Annotated in this window: 16 protein-coding genes; 6 read left to right on the top strand and 10 right to left on the bottom strand. The window is 57.5% G+C overall.

Annotated elements, in window-relative coordinates; translation table 11 throughout:
• Positions 1 to 43 precede the first annotated feature (43 nt).
• Positions 44 to 397 carry a ribbon-helix-helix domain-containing protein gene (locus ACA064_RS06280; protein ID WP_497672614.1) on the bottom strand — a complete coding sequence of 118 codons (354 nt, stop codon included), beginning with the start codon at positions 395 to 397 and terminating at the stop codon, positions 44 to 46.
• Between the two features lie 370 nt (positions 398 to 767).
• Positions 768 to 1241 carry a Dps family protein gene (locus ACA064_RS06275; protein WP_497672613.1) on the bottom strand — a complete coding sequence of 158 codons (474 nt, stop codon included), beginning with the start codon at positions 1239 to 1241 and terminating at the stop codon, positions 768 to 770.
• Between the two features lie 454 nt (positions 1242 to 1695).
• On the opposite strand from ACA064_RS06275, the gene ACA064_RS06270 reads away from it, so the two are divergent.
• On the top strand, positions 1696 to 2298 hold the full coding sequence (locus ACA064_RS06270; RefSeq protein ID WP_497672612.1) for a cold-shock protein: 603 nt from the start codon (positions 1696 to 1698) through the stop codon (positions 2296 to 2298).
• Between the two features lie 79 nt (positions 2299 to 2377).
• Here the strand turns inward: ACA064_RS06270 and ACA064_RS06265 are convergent, their stop codons facing one another.
• Together ACA064_RS06265 and ACA064_RS06260 are read right to left on the bottom strand one after the other, a co-directional pair.
• A complete protein-coding gene (locus tag ACA064_RS06265) occupies positions 2378 to 2584 on the bottom strand; it encodes a SlyX family protein (RefSeq protein ID WP_497672611.1) in 207 nt (68 codons plus the stop codon).
• 3 nt (positions 2585 to 2587) lie between these two features.
• Positions 2588 to 3013 carry an HIT domain-containing protein gene (locus ACA064_RS06260; protein WP_497672610.1) on the bottom strand — a complete coding sequence of 142 codons (426 nt, stop codon included), beginning with the start codon at positions 3011 to 3013 and terminating at the stop codon, positions 2588 to 2590.
• A 933-nt stretch (positions 3014 to 3946) separates the two neighbouring features.
• Between ACA064_RS06260 and ACA064_RS06255 the strand changes: the two genes are divergently transcribed.
• Entirely contained in the window at positions 3947 to 5245 is a 1299-nt protein-coding gene (locus ACA064_RS06255) for an OprD family porin (RefSeq protein ID WP_497672609.1), read from the top strand.
• A gap of 289 nt (positions 5246 to 5534) precedes the next feature.
• On the opposite strand, the gene ACA064_RS06250 is transcribed toward ACA064_RS06255, so the two are convergent.
• Positions 5535 to 6374 (bottom strand): mechanosensitive ion channel family protein, encoded by an 840-nt coding sequence (locus ACA064_RS06250; RefSeq protein WP_497672608.1) that lies wholly within the window; start codon positions 6372 to 6374, stop codon positions 5535 to 5537.
• A 150-nt stretch (positions 6375 to 6524) separates the two neighbouring features.
• On the bottom strand, positions 6525 to 7010 hold the full coding sequence (locus ACA064_RS06245) for a YajQ family cyclic di-GMP-binding protein (protein ID WP_150805144.1): 486 nt from the start codon (positions 7008 to 7010) through the stop codon (positions 6525 to 6527).
• 145 nt (positions 7011 to 7155) lie between these two features.
• Between ACA064_RS06245 and ACA064_RS06240 the strand changes: the two genes are divergently transcribed.
• From ACA064_RS06240 to ACA064_RS06230, 3 genes are read left to right on the top strand one after another with little or no spacing between them, the layout of a single operon-like run.
• On the top strand, positions 7156 to 8073 hold the full coding sequence (locus tag ACA064_RS06240) for a putative 2-dehydropantoate 2-reductase (protein WP_497672607.1): 918 nt from the start codon (positions 7156 to 7158) through the stop codon (positions 8071 to 8073).
• Positions 8074 to 8118: 45 nt separating this feature from the next.
• Entirely contained in the window at positions 8119 to 10155 is a 2037-nt protein-coding gene (locus ACA064_RS06235) for an ATP-binding protein (RefSeq protein ID WP_497672606.1), read from the top strand.
• A gap of 2 nt (positions 10156 to 10157) precedes the next feature.
• The gene (locus ACA064_RS06230) at positions 10158 to 10736 is read left to right on the top strand and encodes a cob(I)yrinic acid a,c-diamide adenosyltransferase (RefSeq protein ID WP_497672605.1); all 579 of its coding nucleotides are present in this window, start codon (positions 10158 to 10160) and stop codon (positions 10734 to 10736) included.
• Positions 10737 to 10886: 150 nt separating this feature from the next.
• Here ACA064_RS06230 and ACA064_RS06225 read toward each other — a convergent pair whose 3' ends face one another.
• From ACA064_RS06225 to secA, 4 genes are all read right to left on the bottom strand, one after another.
• On the bottom strand, positions 10887 to 11831 hold the full coding sequence (locus tag ACA064_RS06225) for a Nudix family hydrolase (RefSeq protein WP_497672604.1): 945 nt from the start codon (positions 11829 to 11831) through the stop codon (positions 10887 to 10889).
• Positions 11828 to 12460 carry a glutathione S-transferase family protein gene (locus ACA064_RS06220; protein ID WP_497672603.1) on the bottom strand — a complete coding sequence of 211 codons (633 nt, stop codon included), beginning with the start codon at positions 12458 to 12460 and terminating at the stop codon, positions 11828 to 11830. The genes ACA064_RS06225 and ACA064_RS06220 overlap by 4 nt, the downstream gene beginning before the upstream one ends.
• 149 nt (positions 12461 to 12609) lie before the next feature.
• The gene (gene argJ / locus ACA064_RS06215) at positions 12610 to 13827 is read right to left on the bottom strand and encodes a bifunctional glutamate N-acetyltransferase/amino-acid acetyltransferase ArgJ (RefSeq protein ID WP_497672602.1); all 1218 of its coding nucleotides are present in this window, start codon (positions 13825 to 13827) and stop codon (positions 12610 to 12612) included.
• A 117-nt stretch (positions 13828 to 13944) separates the two neighbouring features.
• Positions 13945 to 16680, bottom strand: a complete 2736-nt coding sequence (gene secA / locus ACA064_RS06210; protein ID WP_497672601.1) for a preprotein translocase subunit SecA — start codon at positions 16678 to 16680, stop codon at positions 13945 to 13947.
• A 310-nt stretch (positions 16681 to 16990) separates the two neighbouring features.
• On the opposite strand from secA, the gene ACA064_RS06205 reads away from it, so the two are divergent.
• Entirely contained in the window at positions 16991 to 17446 is a 456-nt protein-coding gene (locus tag ACA064_RS06205; protein WP_497672600.1) for a DUF721 domain-containing protein, read from the top strand.
• Positions 17447 to 17556 lie beyond the last annotated feature (110 nt).

The raw sequence follows: 17556 nt of genomic DNA, 5'->3' as shown, positions 1-17556 counted from the left end.
CCGGGCTTGATCCTCATGCGCGCCCCTGCTCACGGGCATCCCGTCAGCCGAGACTGGATGCTGGTGCAGCGAGACAAGAGCCTTTTTTCAAACTGTGCACAACGCACACGACCCTGACCAGCCCGCTGAAATTCTTTACTCCGCCATGCCGTAGATGCACCTCTCTATCGACATAGGAAAGCAGCGCACTGACCGAGCAACAATTGATCCGGGCTATTTCCGCGAGGATATCCCAATAGATCTGCTCAAGCCGCAAACAGGTCGAAAAACCATTCAAACGGATTGACCTGGAATGGGGCTGCGCCAATCCCATATTGAACTCCCGGACAAACGGGTCCACTTTTACATCTTGAAACTGAGCGATCTCCCTGACGCCCCTACCTATACATCGAGCCATGTCATTGACACTCCTTTGTCATGTCTTTCTTCAGATAAACCAGAACAATCTGCTTCCTTATAAAAGCTTAACCAGATGTTCATATCCAGATGACTTTATGACCATGCACGTAGGAGAAGCCAACAACAGTAGAGCGACTTATATCGCCGCCCTCCATTCCAAAGCCAAACATAGTCAATTATCAAACCGGACGTCTATTACTTGAGAACAGAGAATAGTGGTCCGGTCATATACACAGTTAAAACCCGGGGCAATCGCCCGCGCGGGGAGCGCTGGAGGCACTCGCCGATGACCAGGATCAGCGCGCGGGCGGTTAGCAGAAGGAAGCCGGCACGCATGAGCGGCTCACACCGTCATCCGTGCCTCAGGGTCATTTATCGTCCAGCAGCGAACGCAACATCCAGGCGGTTTTTTCATGGACTTGCATCCGCTGAGTCAACAGATCCGCCGTCGGTTCATCGCTGACTTTATCAAGCAACGGAAAAATACCGCGCGCCGTTCGCGTTACTGCCTCTTGCCCCTGGACAAGTTGCCTGATCATATCTTCAGCGCTAGGCACACCCTCTTCTTCCTTGATAGAAGAAAGTCGCGCATAAATGGCATAAGCCCCCGGCGCCGGAAAACCGAGAGCCCGAATTCGTTCGGCAATCAAATCAACCGCCAATGCCAATTCATTGTACTGCTCCTCAAACATCAAGTGCAGTGTGCGAAACATAGGGCCCGTTACATTCCAATGAAAGTTATGGGTTTTCAGATAAAGCACATAGGTATCCGATAGCAGACGTGAAAGTCCGTCCACGATTGACTTGCGATCTTCTTCGCTGATACCGATATCGATTGCCATGTTTATCCCCTTCTAGTGGTGAAATTCACCCGGCAGGTGCAGGAGCACTCTAGCAAGAGTACCGACGCCCTGCAGCCATGCATCCCTTCACGCCTGCGACCCATCCGCCCTGCAGCAACTCAATCGGCCCAGGCCAAGCCCCCCGGCAGGTTCGATTGAACTAAAAAATCTGCGGTCCGTCCGAAACCCGGAAAACCGTCTGGAACGCGCCTTCCCAAGCCCCCCGCAAGCCAGATTCTTCTGCCCGGCGATAAACCGGCACAGCTCGCCGCAGCGCTTGATTTGAGAAGGGCTGGGCTTTGCTGTTAAATAGGGGGGTGTCGATGCCGCCTATTTTTCCGGGCGCAGCGCATAGGCTGATACCGCGTACGTGTCCAGCGCCTCCTATTGTTCAGAAGCGAACCGTGCGCAATCAGCTCTTCCTGGTGATCTGTCTTAACGTGAGTTAATCAAAATGTTGAAAATCGTCCATCTGCTAACGGGCGCCGCAGCCCTGCTGCTGTCCTTTATCCCTAGCCTGCGATCCGAAGCGGTACCTTACCTGCAACAACCCGATGCGCTGTACCTGGCGTTTTTCGGCCTGCTCAACCTGACCCTCGCTCCGGTTATTCCTTACTGGAACAAAGGGCCGCGTCACCAACTGCAAAATCTGGTCAGTGCTCTACTAGTGCTGGCCGTCGTCCTGCAAATCCTCACACTGCTCGCTCCCCTGCCAGTCATTGGCGGCCAACCGGCCATTCTGGTCAGTCTTGTGACTGCCCTGATCGCTGTCCTCCTGCACCTGGCCATCAGCTTCTACACTTCTTCGCCAGTTGCCGCTTCACCTAGCTACGACATGACCAATCGCGATACCGGTACCGTCAAGTGGTTCAACACCTCTAAAGGCTTCGGTTTTATTTCCCGCGATTCCGGTGATGATATTTTCGTGCACTTCCGCGCTATCCGGGGTGAAGGGCACCGCGTTCTGGTCGAAGGCCAGCGTGTGGAGTTCTCCGTGATGAACCGGGATAAAGGCCTGCAAGCCGAAGATGTGATCGCGGCGCTGCCACGTCGCTGATTGCGCCATAAAAAAACCGCGATGCAGCCAGGCTGCTCGCGGTTTTTTATAGCCTGAAAATCGAGTGATTGGACAGTACTCAATAATGTGGCGGTGGAGCCTCTTCCTCGAAGGACTCGAACTGGCCGACCATTTCCTCCTGACGCTTGAGTAGCGCCGCCATCTGCAGTTGCAGACGCTCGACTACCCGCTGTTGCGCCACCAGCACATCGTTCAATGCCTGAATGGTGTCATCTTGAAAGGTCAGACGGCTTTCAAGATCGGTAACTCGCTCTTCCAGACTCATGATTCAGCCCTCCAGGAAGGTAAAACCTTCGGTCAACACCAGCCGCAATCGCTCACGAATAACCGCCACTTGCTCCGCACTATATGGCTTTGCCGGATGTTTTCCCCAGACCGGTGCCGGCCATGCCGCATCCTCACGCTTGCGCACGATGACATGCATGTGCAATTGACTGACCACGTTACCCAGGGTCGCCACATTCAACTTGTCCGCGTCGAACGAATCCTTGAGCGTCTCTGCCAGCGTCGTGGTTTCTTGCCATAACAGCTGTTGATCAGCCACATCTAACTGAAACAACTCACTGACATCCTCGCGGCGCGGCACCAGGATGAACCAGGGGTAATTCGAATCATTGGACAACAGCAACCGGCACAAGGAGAAATCTCCAATCGGTAGCGTGTCTTGTTGAAGTCGTGGATCTAAAGCGAACACCGTGCGCACTCCCGCTCAGCTCATCGGATTTCAGCCTGGCGCCAGTTCGATCGACTGCCCGCCAGGCGACAGAACACCAGCATACCTGCGAATGGCAATCGCTTCACGGTGAACAACGGCCACCCTTGGTGTTTTGTTGGCGAGGTCCGACCATCAGGCCACGCCACCGAAATCAGGACGCGCCAACATGGAACATTTCTCGTCGCACCGCACCATTCAATTCTGTCGATTCGCTATCCTCCCCCCAAACGCCCCTCCCATGCGGGGTCAAGTCGCTCGCCGAGCAGCGGCACTGTCTGAAACCCGCACACCAGAACAAAAGACTTGCACCAAAAACGTACAGTGCGTCTACTCTGAGTGCGCCGACCATCCGCCGTTTACTCAACAAGAGTGTGAACCGGTAACGTTTTTGGTTGTCACCCTGACTTTTCAACAGGCAACACGAGGAAAATGGCGGCGTCAAGCCCAAACAAAACGACCTTAAAACCCCGGTTTTATGAGGTTTTGGCAGCGACAGAAGCGGCAGGAGAAAAAAGAGGCAGAAGAAAAGTGGTTTGTGCACGCTTGTTGCATTCACACCCACACTGTCTCGGAGGACGCCCCAGGAAGTGGGTACCTTTAGACAAACAAGAATAGTGGCAAGGTCGCCCATGGAGGTTTCACTGTCTGGACATAGATCACATTTACCTATGCCCCAGCCTTCGAAAACAGCGCTTAAGTTGTCAGTCCCGATTGCAAAGGGGCTGTGGATTTGCGACATGGACCGAGCATTTTGCGACATGGTCGTAAAGAAGCTGAAAGGATAGATACGCAAGTATCGCCAACATTGTCAGCGTGATATAAGTTTGCGCCGACACAAAAAGAAAGAGCCGCCCGGATAATAAAACAGGCGGGACGGCAGTACTCTTCTAAAAACCAAAGGAGCAAATCACGATGCGCGTGATGAAGTGGAGCATGATCGCACTGGCTGTTTCAGCAGGCACCTCGCAGTTCGCAATCGCGTCCTCACAGGACGAATCCAAAGGCTTTGTTGAAGACAGCAGCCTGGTAGCCAAGACTCGTATCGAGTACATGAACCGTGACTTCCGCAATGGCGCCGGCAACATTGCCAAGCCAGGTGGCGGTTTCAAAAGTGGCTATCGTCAAGACACCGGTATCAGCGAACTGGTTACTTACGAGTCTGGCTTCACCCAAGGTACTGTTGGTTTTGGTCTCGACGCATTCGTAGGCGGCACTGCCAAACTGGATGGCGGCGCGGGTCGCAGTGGTAACGGCCTGTTCGCTCGCGACAGCGAAGGTCATCCTGAGGACACCCAATCCAAGGGCGGCGCAGCTGTCAAATTCCGTCTTTCCGACTCCGTGCTGAAATACGGTCGTCAATTCGTTGCCAGCCCGGTATTCGCTACCGATGACAGCCGTCTGCTGCCAGAAGTCGCTGAAGGCACCTTGCTCACCGTCAAAGAAATCAAAGGCCTGGAACTCAGCGCCGGTCGTTTCACTGCTCTGAGCTCGCAAACCGGCATGGGCAAAGACAGCATCAATGGCCCGCACAACCCAGGCTTGACCAGCGCCAACATCGCTGGCGCAACCTATCAGTTCACCGATAATTTCGTTGCCGGCATCGCTGCATCCGACGTTGATGACTACTTCAAGAAGCAATACGTCAACGCCAACTACACCTTCCCGATCAACGACGAGCAGTCGCTGAACTTCGACCTCAACGCCTACAAATCCAAAGATCAGGGTCAGGCGCTGTACGGTCCACTCGATAACAAACTGTGGAGCTTGGCAGCTGCCTACAGCCTCGGCGCGCACAAATTCACCCTGGCTCACCAGCGTTCTACCGGTGACACCAGCTACCTGTACGGCGTGGACGGTAACGGCACGATCTTCGTAGCCAACTCCATCCAGATCTCCGACTTCGTGGGTATCGACGAACGTTCCTGGCAGGGTCGCTACGACCTGAACATGAAAACCTACGGCGTTCCTGGCCTGAGCTTCATGGCTCGTTACGTGTACGGCGACAACATCAAGACGACGTCCAACACCGAAGGTAAGGAACACGAGTTCAACTTCGAAACCAAATACGTTCTGCAGGAAGGTCCGGCCAAGGATCTGTCGTTCCGTCTGCGTAGCGCAATCTATCGTGCAAACGATGCCTACAACGCCGACTACACCGCTGACAACAACGACGTACGTATCATCGTTGAATACCCGCTGAGCATCTTGTAATTCTGCGGTAATTCAATAACGTCGTAGAGCTTTGCTCTAACTAAAAACCGCTCACCTGATTCAGGTGGGCGGTTTTTTTATGGCCACTGGATTACAGTCGCGGTAAAACTGCGTAGCAAGCTAACTGAAACAACTTGTTTACCCCCTCACAGCGCGCACTTTATGCCAGGTGTTAGCCGAATCATTTAGCGAAGAACACGTTGAGGAGGGGAAAAAATCAAGGGGCTTAGGGCCCCTTGAGTTCACTGCCGATAGTTGACTGAACAGCCAACCAAGAAAAACAACCCCGTTACACAGTAGCTTCCTGAACCACCCGAATCACTCGCTGGGGAAACGGAATATCGATACCTGCGGCTTTCAACCGGTCACGGGATTTCTCATTGAACATGAACATCACATTCCAGTAATCCGCGGTTTTCACCCAGACTCGCAGGGAAACCGTAATCGAACTGTCACCCAGGGTCGAAATCACTGCCTCCGGTGCTGGATCGGCCAGCACGCGCTCATCCCTGGCCAGCTCAAGCAGGACTTCACGAGCCTTTTGCAGATCGGCCTCGTAGTCGACGCCTACATCAAACACTACCTTGCGGGTCGCCTGACGGTTGTAGTTGGTGATGATGCCGTTCGACAGATTGCCGTTTGGCACGATGACCGTCTTGTTGTCGCCGGTACGCAGCACGGTATGGAAGATCTGAATGCTGTCGACCGTACCGCTGACGCCCTGTGCTTCGATCCAGTCGCCAATGCGAAATGGACGGAACAGCAAAATCAGCACGCCGCCGGCGAAGTTCGCCAGGCTGCCTTGCAACGCCAGGCCAATCGCCAGGCCGGCCGCACCGATCGCCGCGACGAACGAGGTGGTTTCGACACCGATCATCGAGGCGACGCTGACGATCAGCAGCACCTTGAGAATGATGTTCGCCAGGCTGCTGATAAAACCCTGCAAAGCCTGATCGGCGTTGCGCATAGCCAGCAATCGGCCAACTTTATGAGTCAGGCTGTTGATTAGCCACCAACCGATCGCCAAAGTGATGACCGCCAGCAGCACACGGCTGCCGTATTCCATGATCATCGGAATCCAGGCTTGGGACGCCTTGACCAGGTTGTCCACTTCCGCATTCAAATCCATCTTTCTCTCCTGTTACCGGGTGCCCGGCTCGCAATACCGACCAACAGAACGACTGAAACCAATCGAATTCAATCGATTCTGCTATTCAACGGGTCTCGGACGCCGATAACGCCAAGAGGTTCCCGGAAAGCCGACTGGTGGCCTGTGTGGCTAGTCGCGGAAATTGTTGAACTGCAGCGGCAGGCCGAAGTCTTTGGCGCGCAGGGCGGCAATCGCGTCCTGCAAGTCGTCGCGCTTCTTGCCGGTGATCCGTACCTGCTCACCCTGAATGGCCGCCTGCACCTTAAGCTTGGCGTCCTTGACGTGAGCAACGATCTTTTTCGCCATCTCTTTATCAATGCCTTCCTTGAGGGTGGCTTCTTGCTTCATCAATTTACCGGAAGCATAAGCGTCCTTGAGTTCAAGGCATTGCACATCAATCTTGCGCTTGACCAGGGCGAGCTTGAGGATTTCGATCATGGCTTCGAGCTGAAAATCAGCTTCAGCGGTCAGGTTGACGGCCAGGTCTTTTTCCTTGAACTCGAAGCTGCCTTTGCCTTTCAAGTCATAACGACGGTCGAGTTCCTTGACGGCGTTCTCGACCGCGTTGGTGACTTCGTGTTTGTCCAGTTCGGATACCACGTCGAACGACGGCATGTTATTACTCCAATATTAGAAGGGCGCCGCTCAATAGAGATGGAGCACGCCAGGCTTGCGGTTAAAATGCGGGCTCATTATAACGGGTCTTTCCACTCCATCACTGCGAGCCTCACATGCGACTGATATTCAGAGCAAAAAACTGATGTCGACTACCTGGCACGTACTCGGCGCAGGCAGCCTCGGCACCTTGTGGGCCGCACGCCTGGCCCGGGCCGGCTTGCCCGTCAGGCTGATACTGCGCGATCAGGCACGTTTGCAGGACTACCAGGCAGCAGGTGGGCTCACGCTGGTGGAACAAGGCCAGGCTCGGCTACATGAGATCCCCGGCGAAACCGCCGACAGCGCCGGGCCCATCGCCCGTTTGCTGGTCGCCTGCAAAGCCTACGACGCCGAGAAAGCCGTCGCCCAACTGGCGTCACGCCTGACGCCCGACGCCGAAGTGATTCTGTTGCAGAACGGGCTGGGCAGCCAGGACGCCGTCGCGGCACGGGTCCCGCAGGCGCGCTGCATCTTCGCGTCCAGCACCGAAGGGGCATTTCGCGATGGCGAATGGCGCGTGGTATTTGCAGGTCATGGGTATACCTGGCTCGGTGACGCCAGCCACCCTACCCCGCCCATCTGGCTGGATGACTTGTGCCAGAGCGGCATCGCTCACGAGTGGAGCACGGATATCGTGACGCGGCTGTGGCGAAAACTCGCACTCAATTGCGCTATCAATCCGCTCACGGTACTCCACGATTGCCGCAATGGCGGTCTGCAACAGCATCACTGCGAGGTCGCGACCCTCTGCGCCGAGTTGACCGAACTGCTGGAGCGTTGCGGTCAGCCGGCAGCGGCGCTGGATCTGCAACACGAAGTGGAGCGGGTGATTCAGGCGACGGCTGCCAACTATTCGTCGATGCATCAGGACGTCGCCAATGGTCGCAGAACCGAGATCAGCTACTTGCTGGGTCATGCCTGCACGGTTGCGTCCCGCCATCAACTGACCCTGCCCCATCTCAATCAATTGCAGCAGCGACTGATCCAGCACCTGCGCACGCGCGGATTGCCCAGCGACTGAGCAGCGGCTACGCTGGCCACTTGTTCCTCTTCAGCGACGACCCCGATGCCATTGCGCCAGCGCCTTGAAAACCTGCCGGTCGGCCAGAAACTCCTCGCGGCCCTGCTGGTTCTGCTGACTACCGTGTTACTGGTCGCCAACCTGACGTTTATCAGCGCCGCCTACTGGATCTCCCAGGAGAGCATGGCACCACAGGCCCTGCAGACCATCGGCCGACTGATTTCCAATCCGAACCTGGCAGCTGATGCGCTGGATTCGCCACAAAGCGCCGAAAAGCTGCTCAATGAACTCAACAGCTATTCGCCATTACGCGCAGCGGCGGTGTATGACAGCAAAGGCAGGCGGCTGGCGCAAATGCACAGTGGCGAGCCGCTCGAGCTGCCCAGGCGCTATCGTCATATCGAAGCCTGGCAAATAACCGAATTTCGCAGCAATCAGCTGATTACCCTGCCGCGTCCCGGGCAGCCGCCGGGGCATTTGCTGTTGGTGGCCAGTAGCGAACTGCCGGTGGCTTTCTACACCGGCACCCTGACCGCCAGCCTGGGAATTCTGATCTTCAGTGTGCTGCTGTGGCTGGTGATCGCCCAGCAGATCAAACGCCTGATCACCCGACCGATCCACCAACTCGAAGAACTGTCCCGACAAGTGACCCGCGAGGAGAACTACGCTTTGCGTGCCTCTCGCGGCAACCATGACGAAATCGGCAGTCTTGCCGAAGCGTTCAACACCATGCTCTCGCGGATCGAAGCCCGGGAGCAGCAGCTCAAGCGCGCGCGGGACGACTCCCAGGCGGCCTATGACCAGGCCCAGGGCCTTGCCGAGGAAACCCGCCACACCAATCGCAAGCTGGAGCTGGAAGTCCAGGTACGGAGCAAAATCGAGAAAAAGCTCACCGGTTTCCAGAACTACCTCAACAGCATCATCGACTCGATGCCCTCGGCATTGATCGCACTGGATGAACAGCTCTACGTGACCCAATGGAATCAGGAGGCCAGCGCCCTCTCCGGAACCCGGCTGGACGAAGCCCTGAACCAACCGATCTTCCTCGCCTTCGAGCCGCTCAAACAGTTCCTGCCGCAACTCAAGGAAACCGTCGAGCAGCATACGGTGGCCAAGATCGAAAGAGTCACCTGGGTCAAGGACGATGAAGCCAAGCATTACGCACTGACCTTCTACCCCTTGATGGGCGGTGCCGGGCGTGGCGTGGTCATCCGTATCGATGACATTACCCAGCGTCTGTCCCTGGAAGAAATGATGGTGCAGTCGGAAAAAATGCTTTCGGTCGGTGGCCTTGCCGCCGGCATGGCCCACGAGATCAACAATCCGCTGGGCGCGATCCTGCACAACGTGCAGAACATTCGCCGTCGACTCTCTCCCGATCTGCCGAAAAACCTCGAACATGCCGAGCAGTTGGGCGTCGAACTGGACACCGTCAACCGCTACCTGCAAAGCCGCGAAGTGCCGCAGTTGCTCGATGGTATCCAGCAGGCCGGCGCGAGGGCGGCGAAAATCGTGACCCACATGCTCAGCTTCAGCCGCCGCAGCAATCGCCAGATGGCACCTTGCGACCTGCCGGCGTTGATCGATCAGGCAGTGGAGATTGCCAGCAACGACTTTGATCTAGCCATCGGTTTCGATTTCAAGGGCCAGGCCATCACGCGCCAGTTCGACCCCCAACTGGGCCCGGTTCCGGGCACCGCCAACGAATTGGAACAAGTGTTGCTCAACCTGCTGAAAAACGCCGCCCAGGCCATTCATCAGCGTGAAGACGACAGTGAGCCGGGGCGAATCATTTTGCGCACTCGCTTGAATCCGCCGTGGGCGGAAATCCAGGTCGAAGACAATGGTATCGGCATGAGCGAAAGCGTGCGCAAACGGACCTTCGAACCGTTCTTCACCACCAAGGAAATCGGCCAGGGTACCGGGCTGGGTCTGTCAGTTTCCTATTTCATCATCACCAATAACCACAAGGGTCAGATGGAAGTGCAATCGACCCCGGGCCAGGGCACCTGTTTTACCTTGCGCCTGCCATTGGCGGGCAACCAGCTCGCCTCCCACGAACTCAGTCAAATGGAGAGGTAAGCATGGGTTTTCGCTTGTCGAAGATTTACACACGCACCGGCGACAAAGGTGAAACCGGACTGGGCGACGGACGTCGGGTGCCGAAGGATCACCCACGGGTCGAGGCCATGGGCGAAGTCGACACCTTGAACAGTCAGTTGGGGTTGTTGCTGGCCGGATTGGCCGAGCACAGCAGCGAGTGTCCAGGATTGACCGAGGTGGTCGAAGTCCTGACGCCCTGCCAGCATCGTTTGTTCGACCTGGGTGGCGAGTTGGCGATGCCGGTGTATCAGGCCCTCGACGCGGCTGAAGTCGAACGGCTTGAGGCGGCTATCGATCTGTGGAATGAAGAACTGGGGCCTTTGAAGAATTTCATCCTGCCCGGCGGTTCTGCGCTGATTGCCCAGGCCCATATGTGCCGCAGTCTGGCCCGCAGTGCCGAGCGGCGTTGCCAGCATTTGAATGCGGTCGAGCCGCTGACCGGGGTGGGCCTGGCCTATATCAATCGGCTGTCGGACTTGCTGTTTGTTGCCGCTCGCTTGATTGCCAAGCGCCAGGGTGTGGCGGAAATTCTTTGGGAGGCGGCGGCAAAGCCCGCTTAGAGTCAGGGACAGATGTAGTGCCGGGCAGTCCGTCATCGCGAGCAAGCCCGCTCCCACAGTAGATTGAAGTCAGCCGAAAATCCCGTGGCTGACTCGGTCAAATGTGGGAGCGAGCTTGCTCGCGATGGGGCCAGTGGCTACACCCCAGAATCAAGCCTCAGGCCAGAACGCCCGAATCCCCGCCACACCTTGCGCACCGTTTTCCCAGGCACGCTGGCGCTCCGTCGGGCCGACTCCGCCGAGCAGAAACACCGGTCTGTTGAAGCCGCTGATCAACCGACTCGCTTGCTCCCAACCCAATGGCTGGGCATCTGGATGAGTCAGAGTGGGCTCAACCGGCGACAGGGTGACGAAATCCACACCCATCTCTTCGGCCAGGGCTAACTCCTCGGCGTTATGGCAGGAAGCCGCCAGCCAGCGCGATGCAGGCAATGGTCGACCGGCGCTGGCGTATTTACGCAATTGCGCAGCCGTCACGTGCCAACCGGCGGATGGGAAATCCCCCAGCCATTCGAACGGCCCCTTGAGCATCAATTGCGCCTTGCCCGCACACAAGCCCGCCGCATCCACCGCCAGATCGCGGTATTTCGGATCGTAGCCATTCGGCGCACGCAATTGAATCAGCTTTATGCCACTGGCAATGGCTTTTTGAATACCCCGTAACAAGGCCGGTGTTTCCAGCCCCTCAGGGGTGATCAAATATTCCCCGGGCAAACGCGCCGCCGCGACGATCGGCCGGTTGGCGGCCGGGAACTCATAGCCTCCCAGTTCCCGCGCCGTGACCCAAGCCAGGGGTTGGCCCTCGGCACCGTGAGGTTCACCGGTAAAAGCCGAGACTTCCCAGACATCCAGCAATACCTGCTTGTCCGGATAGTCATGCTGAACCTTGATCAATGGCCGCGCGGCGCCGAGCACGATGCCCAACTCCTCCTGCAGCTCACGGGCCAGCGCCGTTTCCACCGCCTCATCGGCCTCGACCTTGCCGCCGGGAAACTCCCAGAGACCGCCCTGATGCTGAGTATCGGCACGTCGGGCGATGAGGATTTTGCCGTCTGCGCCGCGGATAACGGCTGCTGCCACATGAACTCGTTTCACCGCACTATTTCCTCTAAACCGGCCTTCTGCCAGGCCTTGAAGGCTGGCCATTGGTAAATTGTTTCGACATACGCCGCGTCGACCGCAGGCAACGCGACTTGATAGGTCCGCAGACGCACTGCAATCGGTGCGAAAAAGGCATCCGCCAGACTCACTCGACCGAACAGAAATGGCCCCGGCTCAGTGGCGGCGGCACGGCATTCTGCCCACAGCGCCAGCATGCGTTGGATGTCAGCCTGCACTTCGGGCGGCATCGGTGACAAGGGGGCATCGTGACTCAGGTCGAACGGCATGTTGCCGCGCATCGCGAAAAAACCGCTGTGCATCTGCGCGCAAGCGGAACGCGCCTGGGCACGAGCGCCAATGTCGCGCGGCCAAAAATCGGCCTCGGGGAAGCGCTCGACCAGGTATTCGGCGATCGCCAGCGAGTCGGCAATGGTGCCGTGCTCGGTTTTCAGCAAAGGCACCTTGCCGGTCGGCGAATGCTTAAGGATCAACTGATGGGTGTCAGGCTGATTCAGTTTGATCAGCTCCTCGGTGTAGCTCGCTCCTGCCAACTCCAGCGCCAGGGCGCCGCGCAGGGACCAGGAGGAATAAAGTTTGTCGCCGATGATCAGGTGGAAGCTCATGTTCGGACACCTTCAATGTGGAAATCGCGGGGTTCCCTTGTAGGAGCGAGCTTGCTCGCGATGGAGTCAAGGGCGGCGCGTTTATTCAGAGAACACGCGTTATCGTTAACGTCCATCGCGAGCAAGCTCGCTCCTACAGGGGGATCGGATTACGTACGGTACTCGGCGTTGATCTTCACGTACTCGTGGGACAGGTCGGTGGTCCAGATGGTTTCACTGCAATCACCGCGGCCGAGTTCGATGCGAATGGTGATTTCTTCCCGCTGCATCACCGCCGCGCCCTGGGCTTCGGTGTAGGTCGCCGCACGCGCACCACGGCTGGCGATGCACACCTCGCCGAGGAACACATCGATCTTGCTCACGTCCAGATCCGGCACACCGGCACGGCCGACGGCGGCGAGAATGCGTCCCCAGTTCGGATCGGAAGCGAACAGCGCAGTTTTGATCAGCGGCGAATGGGCCACGGTGTAACCGACGTCCAGGCATTCCTGATGATTGCCGCCGCCATTGACTTCGACGGTGACGAATTTGGTCGCGCCTTCGCCGTCACGGACGATAGCCTGAGCCACTTCCATGCAGACTTCGAACACCGCTTGTTTCAACGCGGCGAACAGTGGACCGCTCGCTTCGGTGATTTCCGGCAGCGCCGCCTGGCCGGTGGCGATCAGCATGCAGCAATCGTTGGTCGAAGTGTCACCATCGATGGTGATGCGGTTGAACGACTTGTTGGCTCCATCGAGCAGCAGATTTTGCAGCACGTCACGGGAGACTTTGGCGTCGGTGGCAATGTAACCCAGCATGGTCGCCATGTTCGGGCGGATCATCCCGGCACCTTTGCTGATGCCCGTGACAGTGACGGTCACGCCGTCGTGCTGAAACTGCCGACTGGCGCCCTTGGGCAGGGTATCGGTGGTCATGATGCCAGTGGCGGCCGCGGCCCAGTTGTCCACGGACAAATCATCGAGGGCGGCCTGCAAGGCGCCTTCGATCTTCTCGACCGGCAACGGCTCGCCAATCACGCCAGTGGAGTACGGCAGCACCAGGCTGGCGTCGACACCGGTCAGCTCGGCCAGTTTGGCGCAGGTGCGCTCGGCGGCGGCCAGGCCCGGTTCACCGGTACCGGCGTTGGCATTGCCGGTATTGGTCAACAGGTAACGCACCGGACCCTGCACGCGTTGTTTGGCCAGGATCACCGGAGCGGCGCAGAACGCGTTCAGGGTGAACACGCCCGCGACCGTGGAGCCTTCGGCACAGCGCATGACCACGACATCTTTGCGCCCCGGGCGCTTGATGCCAGCCGAGGCGATACCGAGTTCAAAACCGGCAACCGGGTGCAACGTTGGCAAAGGACCAAGACCAACAGCCATGAATGCGCTCCTAAGTAAGATATCTGCGCCGCCCTCAGCGGGCGGTGTTTTCAATGGTAAAACGCCGCGACGGCTAGGCCGGTCGCGGCGCGGGTATTTCAGCGTTTGAAACGGCTATTAGTTGATTTGCCCGTGACAGTGCTTGAATTTCTTGCCCGAACCGCAGTAGCACAGTTCGTTGCGACCCAGCTTCTGTTCGTTGCGTACCGGAGCGGTGGCGAGGGCCACATCGACCTCTTCACCCAGGATTTCCGGTTGCTCCAGGCCTGGAGCCTCATCGTGCTGGAACTGCATGCGTTGAGCCAGTGCTTCGGCTTCCTGACGCAGACGGGCTTCCTCTTCGACCGGGTCTTCGCGGCGAACCTGAACGTGAGACAACACACGAATCGAGTCGCGCTTGATCGAATCCAGCAGCTCGGAGAACAGGGTGAAGGACTCGCGCTTGTATTCCTGCTTCGGGTTTTTCTGCGCATAACCGCGCAAGTGGATGCCGTGACGCAGGTGATCCATGGTCGACAGGTGGTCTTTCCACAGGTCATCGAGCACGCGCAGAACGATTTGTTTCTCGAAGCTGCGCAATGCTTCGGCACTCGCTTGCTCTTCTTTCTCGTTGTAGGCGGCCAGCAGCTCGGTCATCAGTTTCTCGCGAAGGGTTTCTTCGTAGAGATGATCGTCTTCGTCGAGCCATTGCTGGATCGGCAGCTTTACCCCGAAGTCGTTCAGCAGAGCGGCTTCCAGACCGGCCACGTCCCACTGCTCAGGCAGCGATTGCGGCGGAATGTGTGCGCTGACGGTGGCGTTGAGTACGTCCTGACGGAAGTCGGCGATGGTTTCACCGATGTTGTCCGCGGCGAGCAACGTGTTACGCATGTGATAGATCACTTTACGTTGTTCGTTGTTGACGTCGTCGAACTCGAGCAGTTGCTTACGAATGTCGAAGTTGCGGCCTTCAACCTTGCGCTGGGCCTTCTCGATGGCGTTGGTCACCATGCGGTGCTCGATCGCTTCACCGGACTGCATGCCCAGGGCTTTCATGAAGTTCTTCACCCGATCAGAGGCGAAGATGCGCATCAGGCTGTCTTCCAGCGACAGGTAGAAACGGCTGGAACCGGCGTCACCCTGACGACCGGCACGACCACGCAGCTGGTTGTCGATACGACGCGATTCGTGACGCTCGGAGGCGATCACCTGCAGGCCACCCGATTCGAGCACTTGCTGGTGACGTTTCTGCCAGTCGGCCTTGATCTGGGCGATCTGCTCAGGGGTCGGGTTTTCCAGGGAGGCAACTTCGACTTCCCAGTTGCCGCCCAACAGAATGTCGGTACCACGACCGGCCATGTTGGTGGCGATGGTCAGCGCACCCGGACGACCGGCCTGGGCAATGATCTCGGCTTCTTTTTCGTGGAACTTGGCGTTCAGAACCTTGTGTTCGATGCCTTCCTTCTGCAGCAGACCGGACATGTGCTCGGAGGTTTCGATGGTCGCGGTACCCACCAGCACCGGACGGCCCTGAGTCATGCATTCCTTGATGTCAGTGATGATCGCCGCATATTTCTCTTCGGCAGTCAGGAACACCAGGTCGTTGTAGTCTTTACGCGCCAGCGGTTTGTTCGGTGGAATGACCATCACCGCCAGGCCGTAGATCTGGTGGAATTCGAACGCTTCGGTGTCGGCCGTACCGGTCATCCCGGACAGCTTGTTGTACAGCCGGAAGTAGTTCTGGAAGGTGGTCGAGGCCAGGGTCTGGCTTTCGGCCTGGATGTTCAGACCTTCCTTGGCTTCGATGGCCTGGTGCAGGCCTTCGGACAGACGACGCCCCGGCATGGTACGTCCGGTGTGTTCGTCGACCAGAACCACCTGACCGTCCTGAACGATATATTCGACGTTGCGATTGAACAGTTTATGAGCGCGCAGACCGGCATAAACGTGAGTCAGCAGACCGAGGTTGTGCGCCGAATACAGGCTCTCGCCTTCAGCCAGCAGGCCAACGCGGGTCAGCATATCTTCGATGAATTGGTGACCGGCTTCGTTCAGCTCGACCTGACGGGTCTTCTCGTCGACGGTGTAGTGGCCGGCCTTGGTGACTTCGCCTTCCACTTCTTCAACGTGCAGTTCAAGCTGCGGGATCAGTTTGTTGATCTCGATATAGAGCTTGGAGCTGTCTTCAGCCTGACCGGAAATGATCAGCGGAGTACGGGCTTCGTCGATCAGGATCGAGTCGACTTCGTCGATTACGGCGAAATTGAGCTCACGCTGGAATTTTTCTTCCATGCTGAAAGCCATGTTGTCGCGCAGGTAGTCGAAACCGTATTCGTTGTTGGTACCGTAGGTGATGTCGGCAGCATAGGCCGAACGCTTCTCTTCCGGCGGCTGGAACGGCGTGACCACGCCGACCGTCATGCCGAGGAATTCGTAGAGCGGACGCATCCAGTTGGCGTCACGGCGGGCCAGGTAGTCGTTCACTGTTACAACGTGCACACCCTTGCCGGACAGCGCGTTCAGGTAAACAGCCAGTGTCGCCACCAGGGTCTTGCCTTCACCGGTACGCATTTCAGCGATCATGCCTTCATGCAAGGTCATGCCGCCGATCAATTGCACGTCGAAGTGGCGCATGCCCATGACACGCTTACCGGCTTCACGGGCAACCGCAAAAGCTTCAGGGAGGAGCTTGTCGAGGGTCTCACCTTTGGCTATGCGGGCCTTGAACTCGTCGGTCTTGGCGCGCAATTGCTCATCCGAAAGAGCCACCATTTGCTCTTCGAAGGCATTGACGATCTGTACCGTCTTGAGCATGCGTTTGACTTCGCGCTCGTTCTTGCTTCCAAAAAGTTTCTTTAACAAAGGCGCAAACATATCGGCAGGTTCTTCCACACATAGGGATGGAGGGCGGCCCCGTGAGTCGCCCGTGCAGCCCTCATGGCCGCATGCGAACGAGCATTCTACCCGGAAACGATGGAGAGGAAAGTGGCGTTATTCCACGATGCTGGCACAGCGCTGTGACGGGGCTCTCTTAAAATAAGGGCTTTTTGCTGAACTTCAACCCATTCAGGCAGGAAGTGACTCGATGATTTAATGGCTAAACCGCCTGCAAAAGCAATGGCGAGGCAAGCGCATCCAGTGCTTTCTGCTACCATGGCGGCTCTGTTACTTCAGGTGTCTGATCATGGCATTTCGCCCTCTTACGGCCAAAGCACCCGCCGTGTTACTTCGCGAAGCCAAGCCTTTAAAAGCCATCTTCAGCCACGCTCAACGCCTGGCTCATTTACAGCGTTTGCTTGAAAGCCAACTGCAGCCTGCCGCCCGTGAACATTGCCACGTAGCGTCCTGGCGTGAAGGCAGTTTGCTGTTGATCGTCACCGACGGTCACTGGGCGACCCGGCTGCGCTATCAGCAAAAACGTCTGCAGCGACAATTGCAAATGTTCGACGAGTTTTCCAGCCTGACGCGGATTCTGTTCAAGGTTCAGCCTCCCACGGTGCAACAAGGCGCGGTCGGCCACACCATGGACCTGTCGACCATCGCCGCGCAAACCATTCAGGCCACCGCCGACGGCATTACCGACCCCAACCTGCGCGCCGCGCTGGAGCGCCTGGCGAGTCACGCCAAGCCGCGGACCTGAGCAAAATCGCGCCCCTGTAGGAGCGAGCTTGCTCGCGATGGACTCAAGGGCGGCGCGTTTATTCAGACAACACGCGTTATCGTTAACGTCCATCGCGAGCAAGCTCGCTC

This window comes from Pseudomonas sp. LBUM1658 (assembly GCF_059716055.1).
The sequence above is the reverse complement of the archived record's forward strand: the minus strand, read 5'-3'. Positions and strand labels throughout refer to the sequence as shown.

Excerpts from the sequence above, each read along its gene's own strand:
- ACA064_RS06280 (WP_497672614.1), bottom strand. The coding sequence starts at position 397 with ATGGCTCGATGTATAGGTAGGGGCGTCAGGGAGATCGCTCAGTTTCAA.
- ACA064_RS06275 (WP_497672613.1), bottom strand. The coding sequence starts at position 1,241 with ATGGCAATCGATATCGGTATCAGCGAAGAAGATCGCAAGTCAATCGTG.
- ACA064_RS06270 (WP_497672612.1), top strand. The coding sequence starts at position 1,696 with ATGTTGAAAATCGTCCATCTGCTAACGGGCGCCGCAGCCCTGCTGCTG.
- ACA064_RS06265 (WP_497672611.1), bottom strand. The coding sequence starts at position 2,584 with ATGAGTCTGGAAGAGCGAGTTACCGATCTTGAAAGCCGTCTGACCTTT.
- ACA064_RS06255 (WP_497672609.1), top strand. The coding sequence starts at position 3,947 with ATGCGCGTGATGAAGTGGAGCATGATCGCACTGGCTGTTTCAGCAGGC.
- ACA064_RS06250 (WP_497672608.1), bottom strand. The coding sequence starts at position 6,374 with ATGGATTTGAATGCGGAAGTGGACAACCTGGTCAAGGCGTCCCAAGCC.
- ACA064_RS06245 (WP_150805144.1), bottom strand. The coding sequence starts at position 7,010 with ATGCCGTCGTTCGACGTGGTATCCGAACTGGACAAACACGAAGTCACC.
- ACA064_RS06240 (WP_497672607.1), top strand. The coding sequence starts at position 7,156 with ATGTCGACTACCTGGCACGTACTCGGCGCAGGCAGCCTCGGCACCTTG.
- ACA064_RS06235 (WP_497672606.1), top strand. The coding sequence starts at position 8,119 with ATGCCATTGCGCCAGCGCCTTGAAAACCTGCCGGTCGGCCAGAAACTC.
- ACA064_RS06230 (WP_497672605.1), top strand. The coding sequence starts at position 10,158 with ATGGGTTTTCGCTTGTCGAAGATTTACACACGCACCGGCGACAAAGGT.
- ACA064_RS06220 (WP_497672603.1), bottom strand. The coding sequence starts at position 12,460 with ATGAGCTTCCACCTGATCATCGGCGACAAACTTTATTCCTCCTGGTCC.
- argJ (WP_497672602.1), bottom strand. The coding sequence starts at position 13,827 with ATGGCTGTTGGTCTTGGTCCTTTGCCAACGTTGCACCCGGTTGCCGGT.
- secA (WP_497672601.1), bottom strand. The coding sequence starts at position 16,680 with ATGTTTGCGCCTTTGTTAAAGAAACTTTTTGGAAGCAAGAACGAGCGC.
- ACA064_RS06205 (WP_497672600.1), top strand. The coding sequence starts at position 16,991 with ATGGCATTTCGCCCTCTTACGGCCAAAGCACCCGCCGTGTTACTTCGC.